This window comes from Streptomyces sp. NPDC107500, from assembly GCF_055582785.1.
On the sequence record NZ_JBVJPF010000001.1, the window covers coordinates 276,672 to 301,678 of the forward strand.

Consider the following 25,007-nt stretch of genomic DNA (forward strand, 5'->3'; position numbering starts at 1 on the left):
CATGGAGATCAACGCCCGCGCGGCGCGTCGGTCACGACCGGTCACCGGCAGTTGAATCCCGTGCAAACCGCCTGTACAGGGCAGCAACCATTGCGTTGCGGGCGCCCCTCGGGCATGCTCCGGTGAACCCCGCGGCGGACCCTCCGCGGGATCTGGGCGAAGGAGGCGTGCCGCCGTACCCTTGGGGGTATGGGGTTGGGAAGACCATTCCCGGACACAGCTCAGCCGCCCACTGTTGGCCCCCATAGAGGATAAAAACGCCGAGACAGCCATGGCCGGTCACGAATTCTTCGAACCCGCGGACCGCAAGCGGCCCGTCGCCGAACCTACGGCGGCCGAGCCCCTGGCGGCCGAAGAGCCACGCCAGTCGTGCGACCCCGCCTTCAAGCACGGGGTCGTGGTCGGCTTCGACGGCTCCACATCCAGTGAGCGTGCCCTCGCGTACGCCATCGGCATGGCATCCCGCCTGGGCTCCGGCCTGGTCATCGTGCATGTCGCCAACCGACTGCCCACCACGGTGTGGGCCGGCTGCGAGCCTCCCGTCTTCGTGGACGTGCCGGACCACCGCACCGAGGTGCTGGGTCTGGAGCTGGCGTGCGCCGACTATCTCGCCGACGTCCCCTGGATCCTGGTCGAGCGCGGCGGCGACATCTGCCACGAACTCGAAGAGGTGGGCCGGGAGTACGCGGCGGACGCCATCGTCGTCGGCTCCAGTCACGGTCTCGTGGGCCGGCTCTTCGGCTCCGTCGCCGGACGGCTCGCCAAGCGGGCGAAGCGGCCCGTGGTGATCATTCCGTAGCCGTCCCGGGCTGGGCTCGGCCGTCCCGGTCGGCCCCCCTGTTCATGCAGCGTGAAGCTACCGACGCGTAGAGGTGTTTGTGCCTTTGTGAAGGGCATATACGTGTCACCGCACAACCGCACATGCATGAAGGGAGCCCGCCGTGGACAACGACGTCTCCGCGGGAAGCACCACCACCATCGCCGGCCGACTCGCCCTCGGCATCACCCTGCTGGCCTTCGGCCTCGGTCACACCGCCGTGATCGACCAGGTGACGGCTGCGGACGCCGTGACCGTCGCCCAGTACGTCGGCGGCGTCGCGCTCTTCGTCGCCGGTCTGCTCGCACTGCGCGAGAGCGACACCGCCTCCGGAACGGCCTTCACCGTCCTCGGCGCGCTCTGGTTCACCTGGGCCGTCTCCGCCGACAACCAGGTCTCCGCCAACGCGGCGGGACTCTTCCTGCTCCTGTTCGCCCTCGTCGCCCTCACCCTCACGTTCGCCGGCGGCGACGCGCTCGGGCAGGGGATGTACGGGCTGCTCTGCGTGTCCCTGCTGCTGCTCGCCGTCGGTTCGTTCGCGGACAGTACGGCGCTGGGCAAGGCGGGCGGATGGTTCGCCGTCGGGGCGGGGGTGGTCGCCTGGTACGCGGCGACCGCGGTCCTGGCCCACTGGCCCACGGGTGTCTCGCGACGCGCTGCGCGCCGGGGAGTGACGGCCACCGGCTAGCTGCGCCGGCTGGGGGGTTGGGCGGCTCCCCGGTGATGAGACGGCCCCCCCACGTGTTTGGTGGCACACGTGGGGGGGCCGTTCGGTTGTGTTGCCCGTGCAGGTTCGCTGTGGCTGGTCGCGCAGTTCCCCGCGCCCCTGAAAAGCCACAAACGGGGCGCTACTCCACCGTGACCGACTTCGCCAGGTTCCTCGGCTTGTCGATGTCCCGGCCCAGGGCCAGGGCCGTGTGGTAGGCGAGGAGTTGGAGGGGGATGCCCATCAGGATGGGGTCCAGCTCGTCCTCGTTCTTCGGGACGACGATGGTGTGGTCGGCCTTCTCCTGCTCCTGGTGGGCGACGGCGAGGATCTGGCCGCTGCGGGCCTTGATCTCCTCCATGGCCGCGCGGTTCTTCTCCAGCAGGTCGTCGTCCGGCACGATCGCGACCGTCGGCAGCGCGGGCTCGATCAGGGCGAGCGGGCCGTGCTTCAGCTCGGAGGCCGGGTAGGCCTCGGCGTGGATGTACGAGACCTCCTTGAGCTTCAGGGAGGCCTCGCGGGCGACCGGGTAGCCGCGGACGCGGCCGATGAAGAGCATCGAGCGGGCGTCGGCGTACTGCGCGGCCAGCTTCTTGACGTCCTCCTCCTGCTCCAGCATCTCGGCGATCTGCGCGGGCAGCTTGCGCAGGCCCTCGATGATCCGCTTGCCGTCGCGGACCGACAGGTCGCGGGTGCGGCCCAGGTGCAGGGCGAGCAGCGCGAAGGCGACGCAGGTGTTGGTGAAGCACTTGGTGGAGACGACGCAGACCTCGGGCCCGGCGTGCACGTACATGCCGCCGTCGGCCTCGCGGGCGATCGCCGAGCCGACCACGTTGACGATGCCGAGGACGCGGGCGCCCTTGCGCTTCAGCTCCTGCACGGCGGCCAGCACGTCGTACGTCTCACCGGACTGGGAGACGGCGATGTACAGGGTGTCGGGGTCGACGACCGCGTTGCGGTACCGGAACTCGGAGGCGGGCTCGGCGTCCGCGGGGATGCGGGCCAGCTCCTCGATCATCTGGGCACCGATCTGGCCCGCGTGGTACGAGGTGCCGCAGCCGAGGATCTTCACGCGGCGCACCGCGCGCGCGTCGCGGGCGTCCAGGTTGAGGCCGCCGAGGTGCACGGTGGAGAAGCGGTCGTCGATCCGGCCGCGCAGCACGCGGTCCACGGCCTCGGCCTGCTCGTGGATCTCCTTGTGCATGTAGGTGTCGTGGCCGCCCATGTCGTAGGAGGCGGCCTCCCACTCCACCGTGGTGGGCTCGGCGGTGGTGCGGGTGCCCTCGGTGGTGTACGTGCGGAAGTCGTCCGCCTTGAGGGTGGCCATCTCGCCGTCGTCGAGGGTGACTATCTGGCGGGTGTGGGCGACCAGCGCGGCGATGTCCGAGGCGACGAACATCTCCTTCTCGCCGATGCCGAGGACGACCGGCGAGCCGTTGCGGGCGACGACGATGCGCTCGGGGAAGTCGGCGTGCATCACGGCGATGCCGTAGGTGCCCTCGATGACCCGCAGGGTCTCGCGGACCTTGTCCTCCAGCTTCTCCGCCTCGGAGCGGGCGATGAGGTGGACGAGGACCTCGGTGTCGGTCTCGGAGAGGAACTCGACACCGTCCGCCTCCAGCTTGCGGCGCAGGTCGGCGGCGTTGTCGATGATGCCGTTGTGGACGACCGCGACCTTCTGGTCGGCCGACATGTGCGGGTGGGCGTTCGCGTCGGACGGGGCGCCGTGGGTGGCCCAGCGGGTGTGGGCGATGCCGGTGGTGCCCTTGAAGCGCGCCGGGACCTTGGCCTCCAGGTCGCGGACCCGGCCCTTGGCCTTGACCATCTTCAGACCGGCCGCCTTCGGGGACGTGACGACGATGCCCGCCGAGTCGTAGCCGCGGTACTCCAGGCGCTGGAGGCCCTCCAGGAGCAGGGGCGCGACGTCACGCTTGCCGATGTATCCGACGATTCCGCACATATATACGTAAACCTCGTGTTCCTCTTCGGCTTCTCAGCCGTAGACGATGCGGCGCAGCTGACGGAGCGACAGCTCCGCCGGTGCCACCGCCCGGTATTTCAGCTCCGCCCCGATCCGTTCGAAGATCGTCGCGTTCACCAGGCCCTGGGTCTGGAGTTCGCGGTGGCGGCGACGGACGAATTCCTCGGTCGTCTCGTCGAAGTAGGCGAGCACGTCCTGGATCACACGCAGCGCCTCGCCCCGGTTCAGGGGGGTGGACCGCGTCAGATGATCAACGAGTTCGTCGTGCACCCGGTAGATCCTGGAGGACGGGACACGGTTATGCAAGAATCCTGCCCGAATTCGGGCAGGGGTCGGCGGAGGCCGGTCAGAACCGCTTCAGTACCGCCTGCTTGGCCAGGTTGAACTCCTCCTCCGTCAGGACCCCGGAGCGGTGCAGCTCACCCAGCTCCCGCAGCCGGCGCAGCAGCGCGTCGTGGTCGTCCTCGGCCGCGGGCGCCGGGCCGGGCGCGTCCCCGGGCGGGAGGGCCTTCTCCGGGGCGGCGGGGGCGGCCGGGTGCGGGAGGCGGGCCTGCACGGCCGCGGCGACCAGGGCCATCAGCGGGTCCTTCTTGAACCCCCACAGCTCCACCGCGTTCGGGTCGTACTTGGGCGGCACCTTGCTCGGCGCGCCCCGCACGGTGAACCGGAGGTGGCCGTTCTCCATGCCCACCTCCGGCTGCCACTCCACCGAGAGGATGTCGCCGAGGGGGAGGGTGCGCGGACCCCCGGCCGACTTGGCGTCCTCCGCCTGCCACTTCCACTCCAGGCGCACCCGCTCGCCGTCGAAGCTCGCGATGCCGTCCCCGGCCGACACCGACAGCGGGACGGCGGGGCCCGGCAGCAGGTACGCGTCCACCGGGCCGGACGGAACCTGGTCCAGGAGCAGCGCGTTGCGCACCTCGTCCACGAAGTACTCGGCCACGCCGTACCGGTCGGACTCCACGAGGAGCTGGTACGGGTCGTGCGGCTCGGTCAGCCGGCCGCCCGTCGCGTGCAGCAGCGGGTCGGCGCCGTCCCGCAGGCGCAGCCGCAGCCGGCCGGACTTGCGGCCCTGCTCGAACGATATGCCCGCCAACGCCGAGAGCGGGACGAGCAGTTCACCCAACTCCCGGCGCAGCAGGGCGACGCTCTTGTCGCGTCCAGGAGTCAGCCGCAGCGAGTCGCCGTCGAAGACCCACGTTCCGTCCTTCTGGATGATTTCCGCCATGCGCGGATTGTTTCATCGCTTCTGTGGGCGGTGATGGTGCGGGAGAGTGGTCTACACCCGTCCCCAACACCCGTACCGCACACCCGCGAAGGGAGCGCGCACGTGAGACCTCATCGACGGCACCACCGAACGACTCCCCGCACCAGCCGGCTGCTGGGATCGCTGCTTCTGGTGGCGACGGCCTGCGCCATCACCACCGGCGCGGCACCCGCGCACAAGACCGCCGCGACCCCCCTGGACCGGGTGATCCCGGCCCCCGCCTCGGTCGACCCGGGCGGTGCCCCGTACCGCATCACCCGCTCCACCCACATCCGCGTCGACGACTCGCGCGAGGCCCGCCGCGTCGGCGACTACCTGGCCGGGGTCCTGCGGCCGTCCACCGGCTACCGGCTGCCCGTCACCTCCCACGGCCACGGCGGCATCCAGCTGCGCCTGGCCAAGGGCTCCTACGGCGACGAGGGCTACCGCCTCGACAGCGGCCGCTCCGGCGTCACCATCACCGCCCGCGCGGCGGCCGGCCTCTTCCACGGCGTCCAGACCCTCCGTCAGCTCCTGCCCGCCGCCGTCGAGAAGGACTCCGTGCAGCCCGGCCCCTGGCTGGTGGCCGGCGGAACCGTCGAGGACACCCCCCGCTACGGCTGGCGCGCCGCCATGCTGGACGTCTCCCGGCACTTCTTCACCGTCGACGAGGTGAAGCAGTACATCGACCGCGTCGCCCTCTACAAGTACAACAAGCTCCACCTGCACCTCAGCGACGACCAGGGCTGGCGCATCGCCATCGACTCCTGGCCGCGGCTGGCGACGTACGGCGGCTCCACCGAGGTCGGCGGCGGCCCCGGCGGCTACTACACCAAGGACGACTACAAGGAGATCCTGCGCCACGCCGCCTCCCGCCACCTGGAGGTCGTCCCCGAGATCGACATGCCGGGCCACACCAACGCGGCCCTCGCCTCCTACGCCGAGCTGAACTGCGACGGTGTCGCGCCGCCGCTGTACACCGGCACCAAGGTCGGCTTCAGCTCGCTGTGCGTCGGCAAGGAGGTCACGTACGACTTCGTCGACGACGTCGTGCGCGAGCTGGCCGCGCTCACCCCGGGCCGCTACCTCCACATCGGCGGCGACGAGGCGCACTCCACGCCGCACGAGGACTTCGTCGCCTTCATGAAGCGGGTGCAGCCGATCGTCGCGAAGTACGGCAAGACGGTCGTCGGCTGGCACCAGCTGGCGAGCGCCGAACCGGTCGAGGGCGCGCTCGTCCAGTACTGGGGCCTGGACCGCACCAGTGACGCGGAGAAGGCCCAGGTCGCCGAGGCCGCGCGGAACGGGACCGGGCTGATCCTGTCCCCGGCCGACCGGACGTACCTGGACATGAAGTACACCAAGGACACCCCGCTGGGTCTGTCCTGGGCGGGCTATGTCGAGGTGCAGCGGTCCTACGACTGGGACCCGGCCGCCTATCTGCCGGGCGCCCCGGCCTCCGCGGTGCGCGGTGTCGAGGCGCCGCTGTGGACGGAGACCCTCTCCGACCCGGAGCAGCTGGAGTTCATGGCCTTCCCGAGGCTGCCGGGCGTCGCCGAACTGGGCTGGTCCCCGGCGTCGACGCACGACTGGGACACCTACAAGGTGCGGCTGGCCGCGCAGGCTCCGCGCTGGGAGGCGATGGGGATCGACTACTACCGCTCGCCGCAGGTCCCCTGGACCTGAGCGGCCCCGAGCCGGACCTGGTCCGGCCGGTCGCGGACACGACGACGGGCACCCCGGAGGACCGTCTCCGGGGTGCCCGCCCGTCCATGGGCCCGGCTACCGGCCCGCGAGCGGGTTCTCCAGCCGGCCGATCAGCTGGAGCGCGCCGGACGGGTCGGCGAGGTCCACCATCTGCCGGTTGTCGCGCAGCTGGAGCCGGTTGAGGCAGGACAGCGCGAAGTCGGGCGCGAACATGTCGTACCGCTCGAACTTCTCGGACAGTTCCGGCACCGACTCCTGGTACTCGCGGGTGACCTCCGCGACCGTCCGCCAGAAGTCGTCCTCCTCCACGATGCCCTCGCCCGCCAGGTTCGCGGCGAGGAAGCGGAAGAAGCAGTCGAAGACGTCCGTGAAGATGGACAGGAGCTTCTTGTCCTCGGGCACGTCCACGGCGATCCGGGCGACCTCCGGCGGCAGGACCGCGTCCGGGTCCATCACCGCGATCTCCTCGGCGATGTCCTTGTAGATCGCGCGCCGCACCACCCCGTCCTCCAGGACCAGGATCACGTTCTCGCCGTGCGGCATGTACACCAGGTCGTAGGCGTAGAAGCTGTGCAGCAGCGGGACGTAGTAGGCGCGCAGGTAGTGCCGCAGCCACTCGGCGGGCGCGAGGCCCGACCGCTCGATCAGCGCGCCCGCGAAGGAGGCGCCCTCGTGGTCGACGTGGACGAGGGAGGCCATGGTGGCGAGCGTCTCGCCGTCCCGCAGCGACGGCACGGGGCTCTCCCGCCACAGCGCCGCCAGCATCTTGCGGTACGGCGAGTAGCGGTCGGTGGCCTGCTCGTACTCCAGGTGCCGGTAGCCGACGGCGGCCCGCTCCCGGATGATGCTCAGGCCCGTCGACCTGAGCACCGGGTCGCCCTCGATGAGCCGGGCGAGCCAGTCGTTGATGGCCGGGGTGGCCTCCATGTAGGCCGCCGACAGGCCGCGCATGAAGCCCATGTTGAGGACGGACAGGGCCGTCTTCACGTAGTGCTTCCCGGGGTGCGAGGCGTTGAAGAAGGTGCGGATGGACTGCTGGGCCAGGTACTCGTCGTCGCCCTCGCCGAGGCAGACCAGGTGCCCGCGGGCGACCTCGGCGGCGAAGGTGACGGTGAGCTTGTTCCACCACTGCCAGGGGTGGACCGGGATGAACAGGTAGTCGGCCGGGTCCAGGCCCCGCTCGCGCAGGACGCCGTGGAAGCGGTCGACGGTCCCCTCGCCCAGCTCGTCGCGGACGAAGGACTCGTACTCGATCCCGACGCCGGCCGTGAACGCGGCGCGCGAGCGGTGGGCGGCCAGCCACACCAGCCGGACCGGGCTCGCGGTCTCGGGGGCGTACGACAGGTACTCGTGGATGCCGAAGCCGAGCCGCCCGTTGTTGGCGACGAAGCACGGGTGGCCCTCGGTCATGCCGGTCTCGACGGCCTGGAAGTCGCTCCGGGCCAGCTCGGCGGAGGTGACCTTCGGCTTGGTGAGCTTGTAGCAGGTGCCGGAGAGGGTGGAGGAGATCTCCTCCAGGTAGACCGGCAGGATCTCCTCGCTCAGGCCCAGCGTCTTTTGCAGCTCGACGAAGAAGTCCAGCGCGGCGAGCGGGAGTTCGGCACCGTCGCGGTGGCGGGTGATGGAGTCGGCGTCCACCTGCCAGTGGTCCAGGGCGCGGACGGTGGCCGTGAAGCGGTATCGGGTCTGGCCGTCGTCGCTGAGGACGACGTACCGCTCGCCGTCCCGTTCGGGGGAGAGCAGCCGCTCGTGCGTGAACTCGGCCAGCGCCTTGCGGATCAGGAGGCGGTTGGCCTGCTCCCAGCGCTCGGGGGAGAGGTGGGCGACGGCGTCGGCGAGGCTCATCGGGACACCGCCTTCTCGAACTGCTCGCGGGTGCAGAAGCTCAGCAACGCCTTCTTCTCCGGCTTCTGGATCTCGCGCTCGGGCACGAATCCGACGGCTTCGTTCAGGGCGTGGACGGCTTTGTTGTCGATGTCGGGCTCGACGACGACGCGGGCGGTGGCCGGGTCGGCGAACAGCTCGGTCATGACGGCGGTGATGACGGCGCGGGTGAAGCCGTGCACCGGCCGGTCGGTGGGGGCGACCAGGAAGTGCATGCCGACGTCACCGGGCTCCGGCTCGTACAGGCCGGTCAGCTCGCGGTGGACCGGGTCGTACCGCTCCATCAGGAAGGCGGGGACGCCGTCGTGCAGGCCGATGAACGCGTCCTGGTGCGGGTCGGCGGCCAGGTCCATGTAGGCCCGCTCGACGTCGACCAGTTTCGCATCCTGCATCATCCAGAACGCGGACTTGGGGTGGGTGAGCCAGCCGTGCAGCAGCCCGGCGTCCCTGAGCGGGTCGAGGGGGCGCAGGGTGAGGGCGCCGATCCTCCTGGTGGCGGATGTCGTGGGGGTGGTCATGCGCTGAACTCCTGGAACGCGATCGACTTCTCGACCGGGTAGTACTCGGTGCCGAGCAGCTCTCGGACGATGTAGCTGTTGCGGTAGGCGCCCATACCCAGGTCGGGGCTGGTGACGCTGTGCGTGTGGACCCCCGCGTTCTGGAGGAACACACCGCTGCCCGTGACGTCGACGGCGTAGTTGCGGGCCACGTCGAAGTTGCCGCGGGAGTCGTAGCGGAGCCGGTCGCGGACGGGCTTGAGGAACTCCGGCTCGGTGTATCGGTACCCGGTGGCCAGGATCAGGCCCTCGGTGTCGATCTCGAAGTCCGTGCCCTGCTCCTCCTGGCGGAAGCCCAGGGTGTACGTGCCGTCCGTGTAACGGGCGCTGGTCAGGGCCGAGTTGGTGAGCAGCCGGGTGGGGACCGGTCCGCCCAGTTTCTTCTGGTAGAGCAGGTCGAAGATGTCGTTGATCAGGTCGCCGTCGATGCCCTTGAACAGGCCCTTCTGCTCCGTCGTGAGGCGGTAGCGGGTGGGCTCCGGCAGCGCGTGGTAGTAGTCCACGTACTCCGGGGAGGTCATCTCCAGCGTGAGCTTGGTGTACTCCAGCGGGAAGAAGCGCGGGGAGCGCGTCACCCAGTTCAGGCGGTAGCCGTGGACGTCGATCTCGCTGAGCAGGTCCTGGTAGATCTCGGCGGCGGACTGACCGCTGCCGACCAGCGTGATCGACTCCTTCTTCACCAGCTCCGCGCGGCGCTGGACGTACTGGGAGTTGTGGAGGAAGTCGCCGGCCAGACCGCGGCAGGCGTCGGGGATGTGCGGCGGGGTGCCGGTGCCGAGGACGAGGCGGCGGGCGCGGTAGGTGTCGCCGGCCGTGGTGGCGACGGCGTACAGCTCCTCGCGCTCGTCGTATGTCACCTCGGTCACCGTCGTGGAGAAGCGGACGCTGCTCAGTTTGTTCGCGGCCCAGCGGCAGTAGTCGTCGTACTCGACGCGCAGCGGGTAGAAGTTCTCCCGGATGTAGAACGAGTACAGCCGGCCCTTCTCCTTCAGGTAGTTGAGGAAGGAGTACGGGGAGGTCGGGTCGGCGAGCGTGACCAGGTCCGACATGAACGGGGTCTGGAGGTGGGCGCCGTCCAGGAACATGCCGGCATGCCACTCGAAGTCGGGCTTGGACTCCAGGAAGACGCCGTTCAGCCCGTCGATGGGCTCGGTGAGGCAGGCGAGGCCGAGGTTGAAGGGGCCGAGGCCGATCCCCACGAAGTCGTACGTGGCACTGGCTTCAGGAAGCGCGGTCAAGGGACTCTCCCAGGTACTGCTCGGCGTGGCCGGCGATCAGGTCGAGGACGGCGGCGATGTCTGCCGTGGTCGTCTCGGGGTTGAGCAGGGTGAACTTCAGGTAGTGGCGTCCGGCCACCTTGGTGCTCGCGACCACGGCGTCGCCGGAGGCGAACAGGGCCCGGCGGGCGTACAGATTGGCGCGGTCGATCTCGGCGGGGTCGGTGACGGCCGCCGGGATGTAGCGGAAGACCAGGGTGGACAGGCTCGGCTCCACCACGACGTGGTAGCGCGGGTCGGCGGCGATCATCCGCCAGCCCTCGGCGGCCAGGTCGCACACCTCGTCGAAGAGCTGCCCGATGCCGTCGGCGCCCATCACGCGCAGCGTCATCCACAGCTTGAGCGCGTCGAAGCGGCGGGTGGTCTGGAGCGACTTGTCCACCTGGTTGGGGATACGTTCCTGCACCATGCGGCGCGGGTTGAGGTACTCCGCGTGGTAGGTGGCGTGGCGCAGGGTGGCCGCGTCCCGGACCAGCACGGCGGAGGAACTCACCGGCTGGAAGAAGGACTTGTGGTAGTCGACCGTGACCGAGTCGGCCCGCTCGATGCCGGCCAGCCGGTCCCGGTACTTCAGGGAGGCGAGCAGCCCGCAGCCGTAGGCCGCGTCCACGTGCATCCACACGCCGTACTGCTCGCAGAGCGCGGCGATCTCCGGGAGCGGGTCGATGGAGCCGAAGTCGGTGGTGCCGCTCGTGGCGACGACGGCCATGGGCACGAGGCCGTCCTGCGCGCAGCGCTCCAGCTCACGGGCGAGGGCCACGGTGTGCAGGCGCTTGTCCTGGTCGACGGGGATCGAGACGACGGCGTCCGGGCCGAGGCCGAGCAGCTTCGCCGACTTCTGCACGCTGAAGTGGCTGACCTCGGAGGCGAAGACGCGCAGTTTGCCCAGGGAGTCGGTCTTGGCCTCCTCGCGGGCCAGCAGCAGCGCCTGGAGGTTGGACTGGGTGCCGCCGGAGGTGAACACGCCGTCGGCGGCGGGGCCGAGGCCGATCCGCTCGGTGGTCCAGTCGATCAGTTTCCGCTCGATGAGCGTGCCGCCGGCCGACTGGTCCCAGGTGTCCAGGGAGGAGTTGACGGCGGACAGCACCGCCTCGCCGAGCACCGCCGGTATGACGACCGGGCAGTTGAGGTGGGCGAGGTAGCGGGGGTGGTGGAAGTAGACGGCGTCGCGGAGGTAGACGTCCTCCAGCTCGTCGAGGACCGCGGCCGTGTCGTGCAGCGGCCGGTCGAGGTCGATCTCGTCGATGCGGGGGGAGAGGGCGTCGACCGTGACACCGGTGAACGGGCGGTCGGTGGTGGCGATTCTGGCGGCCACCCGCTCGACTCCTTCGGTCACGGAGCGGCGGTACTGCTCCGCGGTGGTGTCGTTGAGCAGGTGCGAGCGCATGCGGGGGTCCTCCGGTGGGGACGGTCCGAGAGGGAGGGGAAGGATGGGGCAGGTCGGCAGGGCGGAACCCTTGCTTCAACTTAGGTCAGCCTAACCTAACTCGATTGGATCAAACGCATGCCTGTGCGTGACTGCCGTCACTCGGGTGCGCGGCGATCCGGGAGCCCCTGCTCTCAGCCCTGCTCGCGGAGCTGTTCCTCCGTCAGCCCCTGGCGCCAGTAGCCGACGAAGGTGACGCGCCGCCGGTCGATGCCGCGCTCGCGCACGAAGTGCCGCCGCAGCGCCTTGACGCAGCCGGACTCGCCCGCGATCCAGACGTAGGGGTGCTCGGCGTCCGGCAGCCGCGCGTCCCGCAGGGTGGCCAGGGTGGCCTCGGGGCCGCCGGCGGCGTCCCGGACCAGCCAGGTGATCTCGGCGTCCGCCGCCGTCTCGAGGTCCTGCACGTCCTCGGCGTGCGGCACTTCCAGCCAGACCCGGGCGCGGGTGCCGGCGGGCAGCGACTCGACGATCGCGCAGGCCGCCGGCACGGCGGTCTCGTCGCCCCAGATCACCACCAGGTCGGTGTCCTCGGGCGGCCGGAAGCGGATCGCCCTGTTGTCGGCGATCGCCGGGCCGAGCAGCAGGACGCGGTCCCCGGCGGTGGCGGCGGCCGCCCAGCGGGCGGCGGGGCCGGCCTCGAAGGCGGCGCCGGGTTCGACGCCGTGCAGCACGAAGTCGACGTCGATCTCGACGGTGTCGCCGTCGGCGTCGCGCCGGAGCGCCCGCAGCGTGTACGAGCGCATCACCGCCCGTACGTCGTCCGGGAGTTCACGCCACGCCTGCCACCAGCCGTCGCCCAGCTCCACCGGCACCGCGGGCTCCGACTGGCCCGGATGCGGCAGGAACAGCGACAGGGACTGGTCGCGGCCGTCCGAGTGGAAGGCGCTCAGGTCGTCCCCGGCGAAGGTGACACGGGCCAGAGACGGACCGAGCCGCCTCGTCCGTACGACCTGGAGGGAGAAGAAACGGAACGGGGCGGCTACGGCCGTCGTCATGGCGTGCTCCGGGAGACGGAGAAGGTCAGCCGACCTTCTTGGCGTTCTCGATGGCCTCGGCGAGGTTGTTCAGCAGCGGCGTGCACTTGTCGTAGGACAGGATCGGCTCGGGGGAACGGGCGATGACCTGGCCGGCCTTGACCGCGGGGAGCTGCTTCCAGGTGCCCTCGGCGATGTCCGCGGGCTGGATGGTGGAGGCGCGGTCGTCCATGATGATCACGTCGGCCGGGTACTTGTCGACGTTCTCCCAGCTCAGGCTCTCGAACCAGCCGCCGGTCGCCTTCTTGGCGTCCTCGGAGGGCTCCACGAAGTTCACGCCGAGGGCCTTGAAGTACTCCAGGTCCACCGACAGGTTGGTGCCGGAGACGTAGAAGAGGTCGGCGCTCGCCGAGCCTGCCAGGACCCTGATCTCGGGCTTGGCCTTGGCGGCGGCGCGCAGCCGGGCGGCGGCCTTCTCGAAGGCGGCCTTGGCGTCCGTGACCTTCTTGGCCTTCATGTCGGCGCCCAGCGACTCGGCCAGCTCCCACATGCGCTGGAGCGGCTGGGTGAGCTGGCGGTCGAAGACGGAGATCGCGACGCTCGGCGCGAGCTTGGCGACCTTGTCCTTGGACTCCTCCGGGACCGACCAGAGGGTGCCCGCGGTGTCGAACGTCGTGGTGATGAGCACCTCGGGGGCGAGGGTCGCGTACTTCTCGACGTTGAGCTTGCCCCACTCGTTGCCGAGGACGGTGACCTTGTCGACGTCGAGGTCGCCGGCCTGGACGTCGGGCTTGCCGTCCTTGGTCGTGGTGGGTCCGAAGACGCCCTTGACCTCGACGCCGTAGTCCCACAGGGCGGCGGCGACACCGGTGAAGGCGACGATGTTCTTCGGCACCGAGTCCAGCTTCACGGTCGTGCCGCGGTCGTCCTTGAAGGACCAGGGGCCGGACTTGCCCGTGCCCGCGTCGTCGCCCGAGCCGCTCTTCGCGTCGTCGTCCCCGCAGGCCGCGAGCGCGGCACCGAGGCCGATGGCGCCGCCGGCGGCGAGGATTCCGCGGCGGGTCGGGTGGGCAGCTCTGGCGTTGCGCATGGTGTGACTGCTTTCGAACGGTGCGGAGCTCCGCGGGACAATTCGAGGGTAGGTTAGCCTAACCTCAGATCTTGTCCAGGGGCGGGGCCGTCCGGCCCCGCCCCGCGACAGTCGGCCGGCTCAGCCCGCCAGCCCCAACTCCCGTGCGATCAGCATCCGCTGGACCTCGCTGGTGCCCTCACCGATCTCCAGGATCTTCGAGTCCCGCCACATGCGCGCGACCGGGTACTCGTTCATGAACCCGTAGCCGCCGTGGATCTGGGTGGCGTCCCGGGCGTTGTCCACGGCCACCGTCGACGAGTACAGCTTCGCCAGCGCCGCCTCCTTCTTGAACGGCTCGCCCGCCACCAGGCGGGAGGCCGCGTCCCGCCAGGCGAGGCGGGAGGTGTGGGCCTTCATCTCCATGTCCGCGATCTTGAACTGGATGGCCTGGTTGGCGCCGATCGGCTTGCCGAAGGCGTGACGTTCCTTCGCATACCTGACCGACTCGTCCACACAGCCCTGCGCGAGTCCCGTACCCAGTGCGGCGATGGCGATGCGTCCCTCGTCCAGGATGCGCAGGAACTGCGCGTAGCCGCGCCCCTTCTCGCCCAGCAGGTTCGCCGCCGGGACCCTTACGTCGGCGAAGGACAGCTCACGGGTGTCCGACGCGTTCCAGCCGACCTTCGAGTACGGGGCGGCCACCGTGAAGCCCGGCGTGCCGGAGGGGACGATGATCGCCGAGATCAGCGGCCGGCCGTCCGGCTTGCGGCCGGTGACCGCCGTGACCGTCACCAGGCCCGTGATGTCCGTGCCCGAGTTGGTGATGAAGCACTTGGTGCCGTTGATCACCCACTCGCCGGTCGCCTCGTCGAGCCGGGCCGTGGTCCGCGTCGCGCCCGCGTCCGAACCGCCGTCCGGCTCGGTCAGGCCGAAGGCGCCCAGGATCTCGCCCGAGCACAGCCGGGGCAGCCACTCGCGCTTCTGCTCCTCGGTGCCGAACAGGTGGACCGGCATCGCGCCCAGCGAGACCCCCGCCTCCAGCGTGATCGCCACCGACGAGTCGACCCGCGCCAGCTCCTCCAGGGCGATGCCGAGCGCCAGGTAGTCGCCGCCCATGCCGCCGTACTCCTCCGGGAACGGCAGCCCGAACAGGCCCATGCGGCCCATCTCGCGGACGATCTCGTACGGGAACTCGTGCCGCTCGTAGAAGTCACCGATCTTGGGCGCCACGACGTCGTGGGCGAACGCCTCCACCGTGCGGCGGAGTTCTTCCAGTTCGGGGGAGAGCTTGTGGTCCATGGCTGTCAGTGCTCCTGGTGGGAGTCGGCGCCCGAGCCCGCGAGGGCTCGTACGGTGCGGGACGGGCTGGGTCGGCCCAGGTGGGCGGCCATCCAGACGCTGGTGGCGACGAGACGGCCGAGGTCGACGCCGGTGTCGATGCCGAGGCCGCGCAGCATCCACACGAGGTCTTCGGTGGCGAGGTTGCCGGTGGCGGACTTGGCGTACGGGCAGCCGCCGAGCCCGCCGGCGGAGGCGTCGACCGTCGTCACGCCGTGCCGCAGCGCGGTCAGCGTGTTGGACAGGGCCTGGCCGTAGGTGTCGTGGAAGTGGACGCCGAGCGTGTCCACGGGGACGCCCGCCTCGGTGAGCGCGGTGAGCAGGGCGCCGACGTGGCCCGGGGTCGCCACCCCGATGGTGTCGCCGAGGCTCAGCTCGTCGCAGCCCATGTCCAGCAGGGCCCGGCAGACCCGCACCACCTGCGGGACGGGGATGGCGCCCTCCCACGGGTCGCCGAAGCACATCGAGAGGTAGCCCCGCACGTGCACGTCGGCCGCCTTCGCCCGCGCCACCACCGGCGCGAACATGGCCAGGGCCTCGTCCACCGTGCGGTTCAGGTTGGCCTTGGCGAAGGACTCCGTGGCGCTGGCGAAGACCGCCACCCGGCGTGCGCCGAGGGCCAGCGCGCGGTCCAGGCCGCGCTCGTTCGGCACCAGGACGGGGAGGTCGACCGGCAGGTCCGCGACGGCCGGGAACAGCTCCTCCGCGTCCGCCAGCTGCGGCACCCACTTGGGGTGCACGAAGCTCGTCGCCTCGATGGTGGTCAGGCCGGTCCCGGCGAGGCGGCGGACGAACTCCGCCTTCACCGCCGCCGGGACGATCGCCTTCTCGTTCTGGAGGCCGTCGCGGGCGCCGACCTCGTGGATGCGGACGCGGGCGGGCAGGCCGTCGGCCGGCACGGTCATGGGCAGGCCCAGGTCGGGGGTGTTCATGCCGTCTCCTCCGCCCCGTCGCCGGGGCTCTCCGCCGGGGCGATGACCGCCAGCACCTGGTCCATGGCGACCGTGGTGCCGGGCGCGACGTCCAGTTCGGCGACGGTGCCGGCGTGCGGGGCGGAGATGACGTGCTCCATCTTCATCGCCTCCACGACCAGCAGGCTCTGCCCGGCGGCCACCTCGTCGCCGACGGCGACCTTCACCACCGTCACCGTGCCCGGCATGGGCGCGGTGAGCGAGTCGGCGCCCGCGTGGGCGGAGCGGGTGAGGGAGGCGGCGACCGGGTCGTGGTCGCGCACGTGCCAGGCGTCGCCGTCGCGGCCCAGCCAGTCGGCGACGCGGTCGAAGGTGTGCCGGACGCCGTCGAGGGTCACGGCCACCTGGTCGTCGGTGACGGTGTGGGTGCCGCGCGGGGAGTGCGTGACGGGGTCGAGCCCCGGCGCCCGTAGCGGGAAGGCCACCGGCTTCGGCTCGCCGCCCGTGCGCCAGCCGTCCGGCACCGAGAACGGGTCCGTCCAGCCGTCCCCGCGCGGACGCAGCGCGTCCAGCCGTACGGCCGCCGCCGCCTCGTACACCTCCTCCGGTACGTCCGTGGTGACCAGGCCGTCGGCCTCGCGCTCCACCAGCCCGGTGTCCAGGTCGCCCGCCACCACCGCCGGATGCGCGAGCAGCCGGCGCAGGAACCCGGCGTTGGTCTGCACGCCCAGCGTCACCGTCCGGGCCAGGGCCGCCCGCAGCTTGCGCAGCGCCGTCTCCCGGTCGGGGCCGTAGGCGATCACCTTGGACAGCATCGGGTCGTAGAGGCTGCCGACCTCGCTGCCCTCGCTGAGCCCGGAGTCGGTGCGCACCCCGTCGCCCTCGGGCTCGCGCAGCCGCAGCACCGTGCCGCCGGAGGGGAGGAAGCCGCGCGCGGGGTCCTCGGCGCACAGCCGGGCCTCGACCGCGTGCCCGGTGAGCCGGACGTCCTCCTGCGCGAAGCCGAGCGGTTCACCCGCCGCCACCCGCAGCTGCCACTCCACCAGGTCGAGGCCGGTGACCAGCTCGGTCACCGGGTGCTCCACCTGGAGGCGGGTGTTCATCTCCATGAAGTAGTACGACGACGGGTCGCCGCCCGGCACGATGAACTCCACCGTGCCCGCGCCCCGGTAGCCGCAGGAGCGCGCCGCCTGCACGGCGGCCTCGCCCATCGCGGCGCGGGTCGCCTCGTCGAGGAGCACGCTGGGCGCCTCCTCGATGATCTTCTGGTGCCGGCGCTGGAGGGAGCACTCGCGCTCGCCCAGGTGCACCACGTTCCCGTGGCCGTCGGCCAGGACCTGGATCTCGATGTGCCGGGGCCGGTCGATCCAGCGCTCCACGAGGAGCGTGTCGTCGCCGAAGGAGGCGCGGGCCTCGCGGCGGGCGGCGGCGATCTCGTCGGCGAGCACGGCGGCGTCCCGCACCAGCCGCATCCCCTTGCCGCCACCGCCGGCCGACGGCTTGAGCAGCACCGGCGTGCCGATCTCGCGGGCGGCGTCGGCGAGCTGGGCGTCGGTCAGCCCGCTGCCGCTGGAGCCCGGGACGACCGGGACCCCGGCCGCCTGCACCGTCTCCTTGGCCCGGATCTTGTCGCCCATCAGGGCGATGGCGTCGGCGGGCGGCCCGATGAAGACCAGCCCCGCCTCCTCGCAGGCCCGCGCGAACCCCGCGTTCTCGGCGAGGAAGCCGTACCCCGGGTGGACGGCCTGCGCGCCGGTGCGGGCGGCGGCCTCCAGCAGCCGCTCGACGGACAGATAGCTCTCCGCCGCCGGCGCCGGGCCGATCCGTACCGCCTCGTCGGCCTCGCGCACGTGCCGGGCGTCCGCGTCGGCGTCGGAGAAGACCGCCACCGAGCGCACGCCCATCGAGCGCAGGGTCCGGACGACCCGCACCGCGATCTCACCGCGGTTGGCCACCAGCACCGTGTCGAACATCAGGTTCCCCATCGTGCTTCCCATCGAGTCCCCTCCTCACATCCGGAAGACGCCGAACTGGGGGTCACCCAGCGGCGCGTTGGCGCAGGCGGTCAGGGCCAGACCCAGCACCCGCCGGGTGTCGGCGGGCTCGATCACCCCGTCGTCCCACAGGCGGGCGGTCGCGTAGTAGGCGTTCCCCTGGCGCTCGTACTGCGCGCGGACCGGTGCCTTGAAGGTCTCCTCCTCCTCGGCCGGCCACTCCTCGCCGCGCGCCTCCAGCTGGTCCCGCTTGACGGTGGCCAGCACGGACGCGGCCTGCTCGCCGCCCATCACGGAGATCTTGGCGTTGGGCCACATCCACAGGAAGCGGGGCGAGTAGGCCCGCCCGCACATCGAGTAGTTCCCCGCGCCGTACGAGCCGCCGACGACCACCGTCAGCTTCGGCACGCGCGTGCACGCCACCGCCGTCACCATCTTGGCGCCGTGCTTGGCGATGCCGCCGGCCTCGTAGTCCCGGCCGACCATGAACCCGGAGATGTTCTGAAGGAACACCAGCGGGATGCCGCGCTGGTCGCACAGCTCGATGAAGTGGGCGCCCTTCTGGGCCGACTCGGCGAACAGGATGCCGTTGTTGGCGACGATGCCGACCGGGTGGCCGTGGATGCGGGCGAAGCCCGTGACCAGGGTCTGCCCGAACTCCGACTTGAACTCGGCGAACCGGGACCCGTCCACCACGCGCGCGATGACCTCGCGGACGTCGTAGGGGGTGCGGGAGTCGACGGGCACCACGCCGTACAGCCCCTGCGGGTCGGCCTTCGGCTCGACGGCGGGCTCCACGCCCCAGGGGAGCGCGCCGCGCCGGGGGAGCGTGGAGACGATCTGCCGCACGATCCGCAGCGCGTGCGCGTCGTCCTCGGCCAGGTGGTCGGTCACGCCGGACACGCGCGAGTGGACCTCGCCGCCGCCCAGCTCCTCCGCCGTGACCACCTCGCCGGTGGCCGCCTTCACCAGCGGCGGGCCGCCCAGGAAGATCGTGCCCTGATTGCGGACGATCACGGCCTCGTCGCTCATCGCGGGGACGTACGCGCCGCCCGCCGTGCAGGAGCCGAGGACGGCGGCGATCTGCGGGATGCCGGCGCCGGACATCCGGGCCTGGTTGTAGAAGATCCGCCCGAAGTGCTCGCGGTCGGGGAAGACCTCGTCCTGCATCGGCAGGAAGGCGCCGCCCGAGTCGACCAGGTACAGGCACGGCAGCCGGTTCTCCAGCGCCACCTCCTGCGCCCTCAGGTGCTTCTTCACGGTCATCGGGTAGTACGTGCCGCCCTTGACGGTGGCGTCGTTGGCGACGACCACGCACTCCCGTCCCGCGACCCGGCCGATGCCGGCGATGACGCCGGCCGCCGGGGCCTGCCCGTCGTAGAGCCCGTCGGCCGCGAGCGGCGCCAGCTCCAGGAACGGCGAGCCCGGGTCGAGCAGCGTGTCCACGCGGTCGCGCGGCAGCAGCTTGCCGCGCGCGGTGTGCCGGGCCCGAGCCCGCTCCCCGCCGCCGAGCCGGGCCGCGGCGAGCTTGGCGCGCAGCTCCTGAACGAGGACGCCGTGCGCCTCCTCGTTGGCCCGAAAGGCCTCGGACGCGGGATCTGCCGCCGTCGTCAGCTCCGGTGCCTCGTGCATCCTGCGGTCCCCTCACCCAGTGATCGACCAGTTAATGAGCGTTAACGCGTTTCCCTCAGGTTAACGACCGCTAACCTCCCTGTCTAGAATTGCTCCCATGGCCACCAGAACCGACGCCCCCACCCGCCGCGAACAGATCCTCAAGGAGGCCGCCCGGCTCTTCGCCGAGCGCGGTTTCCACGGTGTCGGCGTCGACGAGATAGGCGCCGCGGTCGGTATCAGCGGCCCCGGTCTGTACCGGCACTTCGCCGGCAAGGACGCGATGCTCGCGGAGCTGCTGGTCGGGATCAGCGGACAGCTGCTGACGGGGGCGAAGCGGCGGCTGGCGGAGGCCGAGGGGGTGGCCGACTCCGGGTCCGGCAATGCGGAGGCGGTCCTCGACTCGCTCATCGAGGGTCACATCGACTTCGCGCTCGACGACCGCCCGCTCATCACCCTGCACGACCGCGAGCTGGACCGCCTCCGGGACGCCGACCGCAAGATGGTGCGCCAGCTCCAGCGGCAGTACGTCGAGCTGTGGGTCGGGGTGGTCCGCGAGGTCTATCCGGCGGTCACGGAACCGAGCGCCCGCTCGGCCGTCCACTCGGTCTTCGGCCTCCTGAACTCCACCCCCCACCTGGGCCGCCCCGGCGCCCTTCCCGGCCGCGCGGTGACGTCGGAGCTGCTGCACCGGATGGCCCGGGGGGCGTTCGCGGCGGTGGGGGAGTGACGAGGGTTACCCACGGCCCACTCTGGACGCCCCTCCCTACCCGCCGGTACGGTGAAGTCTGAGCAAGCGCTTAGATACGTACCCTGGAGGTGGCGCGGTGCGCCGTACGGTGTTCAACGAGGACCACGAGGCGTTCCGGGAGACCATCCGCGCCTTCATCGAGGCCGAGGTCGTCCCCGTCTACGACGAGTGGTTCGCCGCCGGCCAGGCGCCGCGCGACTTCTACTACAAGCTCGGCGACCTGGGCATCTTCGGCATCAACGTGCCCGAGGAGTTCGGCGGCGCCGGCATGGACAGCCACAAGTTCGAGGCCGTCCTCTACGAGGAGACCGCCCGCGCGGGCGTCCAGTTCGGCGGCTCCGGCGTGCACGTGCTGCTCGCCCTGCCCTACATCAAGATGCTGGCCACCGACGAGCAGAAGAAGCGCTTCCTGCCGAAGTTCGTCAGCGGCGAGGAGATGTGGGCCATCGCCATGACGGAGCCCGGCACCGGCTCCGACCTCGCGGGCATGAAGTCCACCGCCAAGCTCTCCGAGGACGGCACCCACTACGTCCTCAACGGCGCCAAGACCTTCATCACCGGCGGCGTGCACGCCGACAAGGTCATCGTCTGCGCCCGCACCGCCGCGCCCACCGCCGAGGACCGCCGCCACGGCATCTCGCTGTTCGCCGTGGACACCAAGTCCGAGGGCTACTCGGTCGGCCGCAAGCTGGACAAGCTCGGCCTGCGCACCTCCGACACCGCCGAGCTGGCCTTCGTCGACGTCAAGGTGCCCGTCGAGGACCTGCTCGGCGAGGAGAACAAGGGCTTCTCCTACCTCGGCCACAACCTGGCCTCCGAGCGCTGGGGCATCGCCTTCGGCGCCTACGCCCAGGCCAAGGCCGCCGTCCGGTTCGCCAAGCAGTACGTGCAGGACCGCACGGTCTTCGGCAAGCCGGTCGCCCACTTCCAGAACACCAAGTTCGAGCTGGCCGCCTGCCAGGCCGAGGTGGACGCCGCCGAGGCCGTCGCCGACCGCGCCACCGAGGCGCTGGACGCCGGTGAGCTGACCCCCGCCGAGGCCGCCAGCGCCAAGCTGTTCTGCACCGAGGTCGCCCACCGCGTCATCGACCGCTGCCTCCAGCTGCACGGCGGCTACGGCTACATGAACGAATACCCGATCGCCCGCCTGTACGCGGACAACCGGGTCAACCGCATCTACGGCGGCACCAGCGAGATCATGAAGTCGATCATCGCGAAGAACATGGGCCTGTAGACCGGTCTTCAGACCACAGAATCACAGGACATGAGCGAAGCACTCCAGTCCCTCCTCGACCTGCTCGACCTCGAGCGGATCGAGGAGGACATCTACCGCGGCCACTCCCGCTCCGCCGTCGTCCCCCGGGTCTTCGGCGGGCAGGTGGCCGCCCAGGCGCTGGTCGCCGCCGGACGCACGGTCCCCGAGGACCGGCACGCGCACTCCCTGCACGCGTACTTCCTGCGCCCCGGCGATCCGGACGCCCCCATCGTCTACAACGTCGACCGGCTGCGCGACGGCCGCTCCTTCACCACCCGCCGGGTGGTCGCCGTCCAGCACGGCAAGCCGATCTTCGGCCTGTCGGCGTCCTTCCAGACGTACGAGGAGGGCCTGGACCACCAGGCCCCCATGCCGTCGGCCCCGGACCCGGCGACGCTGCCCACCGGCGAGGAGCGGCTGCGGAGCTACCCGCACCTGCCCGCCGAGACCGTCGAACGGTTCCTGGAGGCCCGCGCCGCCGTCGACCTGCGCTACGTCGACGACCCGCCCTTCGGCGACTTCGGCACCCCGCGCGACCCGCACTCCCAGGTGTGGTTCCGCACCAACGGCAAGCTCGCGGACGACCCCCTCCTGCACGTCGTCCTCGCCACCTACGTCTCCGACATGACGCTCCTGGACTCGGTGCTGCTCGCGCACGGGCGCGGCGGCTGGGCCGTCGGGGACGTGGTCGGTGCCTCCCTGGACCACGCCATGTGGTTCCACCGGCCGTTCCGCGCCGACGAGTGGCTGCTGTACGACCAGCAGTCCCCGTCCGCGTCCGGCGGCCGGGGACTGGGTCAGGCCCGGATCCACACCCAGGACGGGCGGCTCGCCATCTCGGTCATCCAGGAAGGCGTGGTGCGCGTCCCCCGGGAGGTCTGAGGACGCGCGGCGGGCTACTTCAGCCCCGCCTCCGTCAGCAGGTAGGCCGTCATCGGGTCGTAGTAGCGCGGGCTGACCACGTGGTCGTCCAGCGGCACCGCGACCTGGAGGGTGCCCTCGGACTCGGCGAGGAAGAGGGCCGGGTCGTTGCAGTCCGCGTAGCCGACGGAGTCGACGCCGTGCTGGGCCGCGCAACCGGCCCAGCCGTGGTCGGCGACGACCAGGTCGGGCAGCGGGCGGCCCGCGCGCTCCAGGCCAGTGAGGATCGCCTTCATCGGCTCGCCGGAGTGGGTGTGCCACAGCGAGGCACCGTGCTCCAGCACGGCCACGTCCGCGAACTGCTGGACGTACCCCTCCTCCGTCGTCAGCCCCTCCGGGATCACGACGATCTCGCAACCGGCGGTGCGCAGCGCGTCGGCCGTGGCGCGGTGCACGTCGAGCAGGCCGCCCGGGTGGCCGGTGGCGAACAGCACCCGCTGCCCGCCGTCGGCGGCCTTGCGCAGCCGCCCCGCCATCCGCTCCAGCCCGGCCACGGTCAGCTCGGGGTCGATGGTGTCCTGGCCGTACCGGTATTCCGGGTCGTCGTTGACGCCGACCCGCTCCGCCATCACCGCGAGCACGTCCTGCTCGTCGCTCCAGCGGTCGCCCAGCTCCAGACCGAGCCAGAAGTGGCGGTCGCCGTTCGCCAGCTTCCGGTAGTGGGAGAGGTTGTTCTCGCGGGGCGTGGCGACGTCGCCCGCGATACGGGTTCTGACGAGGTGCTCGGCGAGTTCGGCGCGGCTGGGTGTCCCGGGTATCGGCATGGCTCCCATTGTGAGGCAGCCGCCGGTCGGCGTCTGCGGCATGTCCCGCGCTGGGACACGGGTCACCTCCGCAGCGCGAACCACAGTTCCATCCGTACGTCCGGGTCGTCGAGGTCCGTCTCCAGCAGGGCCGCGCAGCGGGCGATGCGCTGCCGGACGGTGTTGCGGTGCACGGAGAGGGCGACGGCGGTGCGGTCCCAGCTGCCGTGCAGGGAGAGCCAGGTGCGCAGCGTCTCGGTGAGCGCCGGGACGTCCGCGACCGGAGCGAGCAGCGCACGCGCGTGCGCCTCGGCGTCACCGTCCGGCACCAGGTCGGCCAGCGCGGGCCGCGCACCGTGCCGGACCAGCGGCACCCGCGTGGCCAGCGCCCGGGCCAGCGCCCGGGCCGCCTGCGCGTCACCGGCCGGCCACTCGACGGGGGTGACGGCCGCACTGACCCCGAGCACCCACTCCGGCTGCGCGTCGGGCCCGTCGCCGCCGGTCCCCCCACTGCCGGGACGGCTCTGCGAGCCGGGCCCTTCTCCGGCCTCCGTGCCCGGGTGGCCGGGTGAGGTGGCGGGCGCGGGCGCGGTGGGGGCCGTTCCGGGGTCTCCCTCGGGGGCGGGAAGGCGGGTCGCCGATTCCCCGGCCGGCCGGCCCGAGGCGGGCGGCGACGCGGTGGGGGCCGTCCCCGGGCCGGCGGGCCCGGTGGCCGGTACCAGGACCCGCACCACGTCTCCCGCGGGATCGACGAGGGGCGAGCCCAGGGCCGCGCCCAGCGCCGACGCGGCGACCGGGTCGGCGGCGCCGGAGACGGGGCGGGCGTGGACGACGTGCCAGTGGGTGACGCCCCCGCCGCCGAGGAGCGGCGCGGCCTCCTCGGGACGGGCGCCCAGCAGCAGCCGTACGAGTGCCGAGGAGCGGGCCGCGCCCGTGCCGCTCTGGTGCTCGCCGGTGAGCAGCGAGAGCAGGACGGCGGCGACCGACGCGATGGTGTGGTCCCCGGACTCCCGGTGCGGCGCGGCGACGCCGAGGACGAAGCCCTGCCCGGTGCCGAGCGCGTACGCGGCGAGACGCGTGCCGGCCACCGTGTCCGTGGCGGTGGTGGAGGTGTGGCCGGTGACGAAGCGGGACAGCTCCGCCAGCGCCCGCCGCACCTCGACCCCGGGCTCCCGCCCCGCCGCCGCGATCTCCGTGCCCTCCGGCCCGTACAGCACCGCCCGCCCGTCGAGCCGCCCCGCCAGCCGGCGCAGGACCGACGGCACCGGGTCCGGACGGGAGGCCGCCGCGGCCAGAGCCTGCTGCGCCTCGGAGACCCGCCGCAGCTCCGCCAGCCGTGCCTGTGCCATCAGCTGCCACACCGCGCGGGCCACGCCCGAGAACGTCGTCCGCGGCGGCACCTCCACCAGCGGCAGCCCGTGCGCGTCGCACGCCGCGACCAGTGCCCGCGGCACCGTGTCGTGCACCGGCGCCACCCCGAAGCCGAGCGCCGCGCCGCCGGCCGCCACGATCCGCCCGACGTAGGCGTCGAAGTAGGCCGGGCCCGGGTCCGTGCCGCGCGGGACGTGCACCCCCGCCGTCAGCAGCAGTTCGCCGCCCAGCAGGTACGGATAGGGGTCGGCCATCTCCGAGGTGTGCGCCCAGTGCACCGCCACGCCCGCCGGGGACGGCCCCGCCATCCGGCGCAGCCCCAGGTCGTCGCGGGCCAGCAGGGCCGCGAGGGAGACCGGCGGCGTCGGGGGCGTGGAAGGGCCAGGCGGAACGGTCGGCTCCGGCACGATGGATGTTTCCTCCACTTCAGTGGATGCGACTGGATGAAACGTACACTTCGCAGTC

At 71.7% G+C, this 25,007-nt stretch carries 21 protein-coding genes; 6 read left to right on the forward strand and 15 right to left on the reverse strand.

What is annotated here, in order from left to right:
- The first annotated feature begins 271 nt into the window (after positions 1 to 271).
- On the forward strand, positions 272 to 799 hold the full coding sequence (locus tag ACZ67M_RS01255; protein WP_361354240.1) for a universal stress protein: 528 nt from the start codon (positions 272 to 274) through the stop codon (positions 797 to 799).
- Positions 800 to 941: 142 nt separating this feature from the next.
- Positions 942 to 1,505: a GPR1/FUN34/YaaH family transporter gene (locus tag ACZ67M_RS01260; RefSeq protein ID WP_361354243.1), complete on the forward strand. Its 564-nt coding sequence runs from the start codon at positions 942 to 944 to the stop codon at positions 1,503 to 1,505.
- A gap of 160 nt (positions 1,506 to 1,665) precedes the next feature.
- Here the strand turns inward: ACZ67M_RS01260 and glmS are convergent, their stop codons facing one another.
- From glmS to ACZ67M_RS01275, 3 genes are all read right to left on the reverse strand, one after another.
- Complete coding sequence (gene glmS / locus ACZ67M_RS01265) at positions 1,666 to 3,483, reverse strand: glutamine--fructose-6-phosphate transaminase (isomerizing) (protein WP_122619965.1); 1,818 nt, start codon at positions 3,481 to 3,483, stop codon at positions 1,666 to 1,668.
- Positions 3,484 to 3,516: 33 nt separating this feature from the next.
- The gene (locus ACZ67M_RS01270) at positions 3,517 to 3,774 is read right to left on the reverse strand and encodes a hypothetical protein (protein WP_122619966.1); all 258 of its coding nucleotides are present in this window, start codon (positions 3,772 to 3,774) and stop codon (positions 3,517 to 3,519) included.
- 76 nt (positions 3,775 to 3,850) lie between these two features.
- Positions 3,851 to 4,732, reverse strand: coding sequence for a DUF4429 domain-containing protein (locus ACZ67M_RS01275; RefSeq protein WP_361354246.1), 882 nt, complete (start codon positions 4,730 to 4,732; stop codon positions 3,851 to 3,853).
- Positions 4,733 to 4,834: 102 nt separating this feature from the next.
- On the opposite strand from ACZ67M_RS01275, the gene ACZ67M_RS01280 reads away from it, so the two are divergent.
- Positions 4,835 to 6,436 carry a beta-N-acetylhexosaminidase gene (locus ACZ67M_RS01280; RefSeq protein ID WP_469849091.1) on the forward strand — a complete coding sequence of 534 codons (1,602 nt, stop codon included), beginning with the start codon at positions 4,835 to 4,837 and terminating at the stop codon, positions 6,434 to 6,436.
- 96 nt (positions 6,437 to 6,532) lie between these two features.
- Here the strand turns inward: ACZ67M_RS01280 and ACZ67M_RS01285 are convergent, their stop codons facing one another.
- From ACZ67M_RS01285 to ACZ67M_RS01330, 10 genes are all read right to left on the reverse strand, one after another.
- Positions 6,533 to 8,302 (reverse strand): IucA/IucC family protein, encoded by a 1,770-nt coding sequence (locus ACZ67M_RS01285; protein WP_467320348.1) that lies wholly within the window; start codon positions 8,300 to 8,302, stop codon positions 6,533 to 6,535.
- Positions 8,299 to 8,859, reverse strand: coding sequence for a GNAT family N-acetyltransferase (locus tag ACZ67M_RS01290; protein WP_469849093.1), 561 nt, complete (start codon positions 8,857 to 8,859; stop codon positions 8,299 to 8,301). Before ACZ67M_RS01290 ends, ACZ67M_RS01285 begins: the two co-directional genes overlap by 4 nt.
- On the reverse strand, positions 8,856 to 10,136 hold the full coding sequence (locus tag ACZ67M_RS01295; protein WP_469849095.1) for a lysine N(6)-hydroxylase/L-ornithine N(5)-oxygenase family protein: 1,281 nt from the start codon (positions 10,134 to 10,136) through the stop codon (positions 8,856 to 8,858). Before ACZ67M_RS01295 ends, ACZ67M_RS01290 begins: the two co-directional genes overlap by 4 nt.
- Positions 10,120 to 11,562, reverse strand: a complete 1,443-nt coding sequence (desA, locus tag ACZ67M_RS01300; RefSeq protein WP_361354261.1) for a lysine decarboxylase DesA — start codon at positions 11,560 to 11,562, stop codon at positions 10,120 to 10,122. Before desA ends, ACZ67M_RS01295 begins: the two co-directional genes overlap by 17 nt.
- A gap of 173 nt (positions 11,563 to 11,735) precedes the next feature.
- The gene (locus tag ACZ67M_RS01305; RefSeq protein WP_385803020.1) at positions 11,736 to 12,596 is read right to left on the reverse strand and encodes a siderophore-interacting protein; all 861 of its coding nucleotides are present in this window, start codon (positions 12,594 to 12,596) and stop codon (positions 11,736 to 11,738) included.
- Between the two features lie 25 nt (positions 12,597 to 12,621).
- On the reverse strand, positions 12,622 to 13,665 hold the full coding sequence (locus ACZ67M_RS01310) for an ABC transporter substrate-binding protein (RefSeq protein ID WP_385803022.1): 1,044 nt from the start codon (positions 13,663 to 13,665) through the stop codon (positions 12,622 to 12,624).
- A 120-nt stretch (positions 13,666 to 13,785) separates the two neighbouring features.
- Positions 13,786 to 14,946, reverse strand: coding sequence for an acyl-CoA dehydrogenase family protein (locus ACZ67M_RS01315; RefSeq protein WP_361354270.1), 1,161 nt, complete (start codon positions 14,944 to 14,946; stop codon positions 13,786 to 13,788).
- A 5-nt stretch (positions 14,947 to 14,951) separates the two neighbouring features.
- Positions 14,952 to 15,917 (reverse strand): hydroxymethylglutaryl-CoA lyase, encoded by a 966-nt coding sequence (locus ACZ67M_RS01320; protein ID WP_469849099.1) that lies wholly within the window; start codon positions 15,915 to 15,917, stop codon positions 14,952 to 14,954.
- Positions 15,914 to 17,869, reverse strand: a complete 1,956-nt coding sequence (locus ACZ67M_RS01325; RefSeq protein ID WP_392009399.1) for an acetyl-CoA carboxylase biotin carboxylase subunit — start codon at positions 17,867 to 17,869, stop codon at positions 15,914 to 15,916. The genes ACZ67M_RS01320 and ACZ67M_RS01325 overlap by 4 nt, the downstream gene beginning before the upstream one ends.
- Before the next feature lie 36 nt (positions 17,870 to 17,905).
- Positions 17,906 to 19,522, reverse strand: coding sequence for a carboxyl transferase domain-containing protein (locus ACZ67M_RS01330; RefSeq protein WP_385803026.1), 1,617 nt, complete (start codon positions 19,520 to 19,522; stop codon positions 17,906 to 17,908).
- Between the two features lie 97 nt (positions 19,523 to 19,619).
- Here ACZ67M_RS01330 and ACZ67M_RS01335 point away from each other — a divergent pair, with 97 nt between their 5' ends.
- The 3 genes from ACZ67M_RS01335 to ACZ67M_RS01345 all read left to right on the forward strand — a co-directional run bounded on the left by ACZ67M_RS01335 (position 19,620) and on the right by ACZ67M_RS01345 (position 22,389).
- On the forward strand, positions 19,620 to 20,231 hold the full coding sequence (locus ACZ67M_RS01335) for an SACE_7040 family transcriptional regulator (RefSeq protein ID WP_469849101.1): 612 nt from the start codon (positions 19,620 to 19,622) through the stop codon (positions 20,229 to 20,231).
- Positions 20,232 to 20,328: 97 nt separating this feature from the next.
- On the forward strand, positions 20,329 to 21,486 hold the full coding sequence (locus ACZ67M_RS01340; RefSeq protein ID WP_361354282.1) for an acyl-CoA dehydrogenase family protein: 1,158 nt from the start codon (positions 20,329 to 20,331) through the stop codon (positions 21,484 to 21,486).
- Between the two features lie 30 nt (positions 21,487 to 21,516).
- Entirely contained in the window at positions 21,517 to 22,389 is an 873-nt protein-coding gene (locus ACZ67M_RS01345) for an acyl-CoA thioesterase (RefSeq protein WP_361354284.1), read from the forward strand.
- Between the two features lie 14 nt (positions 22,390 to 22,403).
- Here the strand turns inward: ACZ67M_RS01345 and ACZ67M_RS01350 are convergent, their stop codons facing one another.
- Entirely contained in the window at positions 22,404 to 23,192 is a 789-nt protein-coding gene (locus tag ACZ67M_RS01350) for a phosphatase (RefSeq protein ID WP_361354287.1), read from the reverse strand.
- 62 nt (positions 23,193 to 23,254) lie between these two features.
- Entirely contained in the window at positions 23,255 to 24,949 is a 1,695-nt protein-coding gene (locus ACZ67M_RS01355; RefSeq protein WP_469849104.1) for a helix-turn-helix domain-containing protein, read from the reverse strand.
- Positions 24,950 to 25,007: the final 58 nt, after the last annotated feature.

What these genes read in the sequence shown, in the direction of transcription:
- ACZ67M_RS01255 (WP_361354240.1), top strand. Translation starts at nt 272, where the DNA reads ATGGCCGGTCACGAATTCTTCGAACCCGCGGACCGCAAGCGGCCCGTC.
- glmS (WP_122619965.1), bottom strand. Translation starts at nt 3,483, where the DNA reads ATGTGCGGAATCGTCGGATACATCGGCAAGCGTGACGTCGCGCCCCTG.
- ACZ67M_RS01275 (WP_361354246.1), bottom strand. Translation starts at nt 4,732, where the DNA reads ATGGCGGAAATCATCCAGAAGGACGGAACGTGGGTCTTCGACGGCGAC.
- ACZ67M_RS01285 (WP_467320348.1), bottom strand. Translation starts at nt 8,302, where the DNA reads ATGAGCCTCGCCGACGCCGTCGCCCACCTCTCCCCCGAGCGCTGGGAG.
- ACZ67M_RS01290 (WP_469849093.1), bottom strand. Translation starts at nt 8,859, where the DNA reads ATGACCACCCCCACGACATCCGCCACCAGGAGGATCGGCGCCCTCACC.
- desA (WP_361354261.1), bottom strand. Translation starts at nt 11,562, where the DNA reads ATGCGCTCGCACCTGCTCAACGACACCACCGCGGAGCAGTACCGCCGC.
- ACZ67M_RS01305 (WP_385803020.1), bottom strand. Translation starts at nt 12,596, where the DNA reads ATGACGACGGCCGTAGCCGCCCCGTTCCGTTTCTTCTCCCTCCAGGTC.
- ACZ67M_RS01310 (WP_385803022.1), bottom strand. Translation starts at nt 13,665, where the DNA reads ATGCGCAACGCCAGAGCTGCCCACCCGACCCGCCGCGGAATCCTCGCC.
- ACZ67M_RS01315 (WP_361354270.1), bottom strand. Translation starts at nt 14,946, where the DNA reads ATGGACCACAAGCTCTCCCCCGAACTGGAAGAACTCCGCCGCACGGTG.
- ACZ67M_RS01320 (WP_469849099.1), bottom strand. Translation starts at nt 15,917, where the DNA reads ATGAACACCCCCGACCTGGGCCTGCCCATGACCGTGCCGGCCGACGGC.
- ACZ67M_RS01325 (WP_392009399.1), bottom strand. Translation starts at nt 17,869, where the DNA reads ATGTTCGACACGGTGCTGGTGGCCAACCGCGGTGAGATCGCGGTGCGG.
- ACZ67M_RS01330 (WP_385803026.1), bottom strand. Translation starts at nt 19,522, where the DNA reads ATGCACGAGGCACCGGAGCTGACGACGGCGGCAGATCCCGCGTCCGAG.
- ACZ67M_RS01335 (WP_469849101.1), top strand. Translation starts at nt 19,620, where the DNA reads ATGGCCACCAGAACCGACGCCCCCACCCGCCGCGAACAGATCCTCAAG.
- ACZ67M_RS01345 (WP_361354284.1), top strand. Translation starts at nt 21,517, where the DNA reads ATGAGCGAAGCACTCCAGTCCCTCCTCGACCTGCTCGACCTCGAGCGG.
- ACZ67M_RS01350 (WP_361354287.1), bottom strand. Translation starts at nt 23,192, where the DNA reads ATGCCGATACCCGGGACACCCAGCCGCGCCGAACTCGCCGAGCACCTC.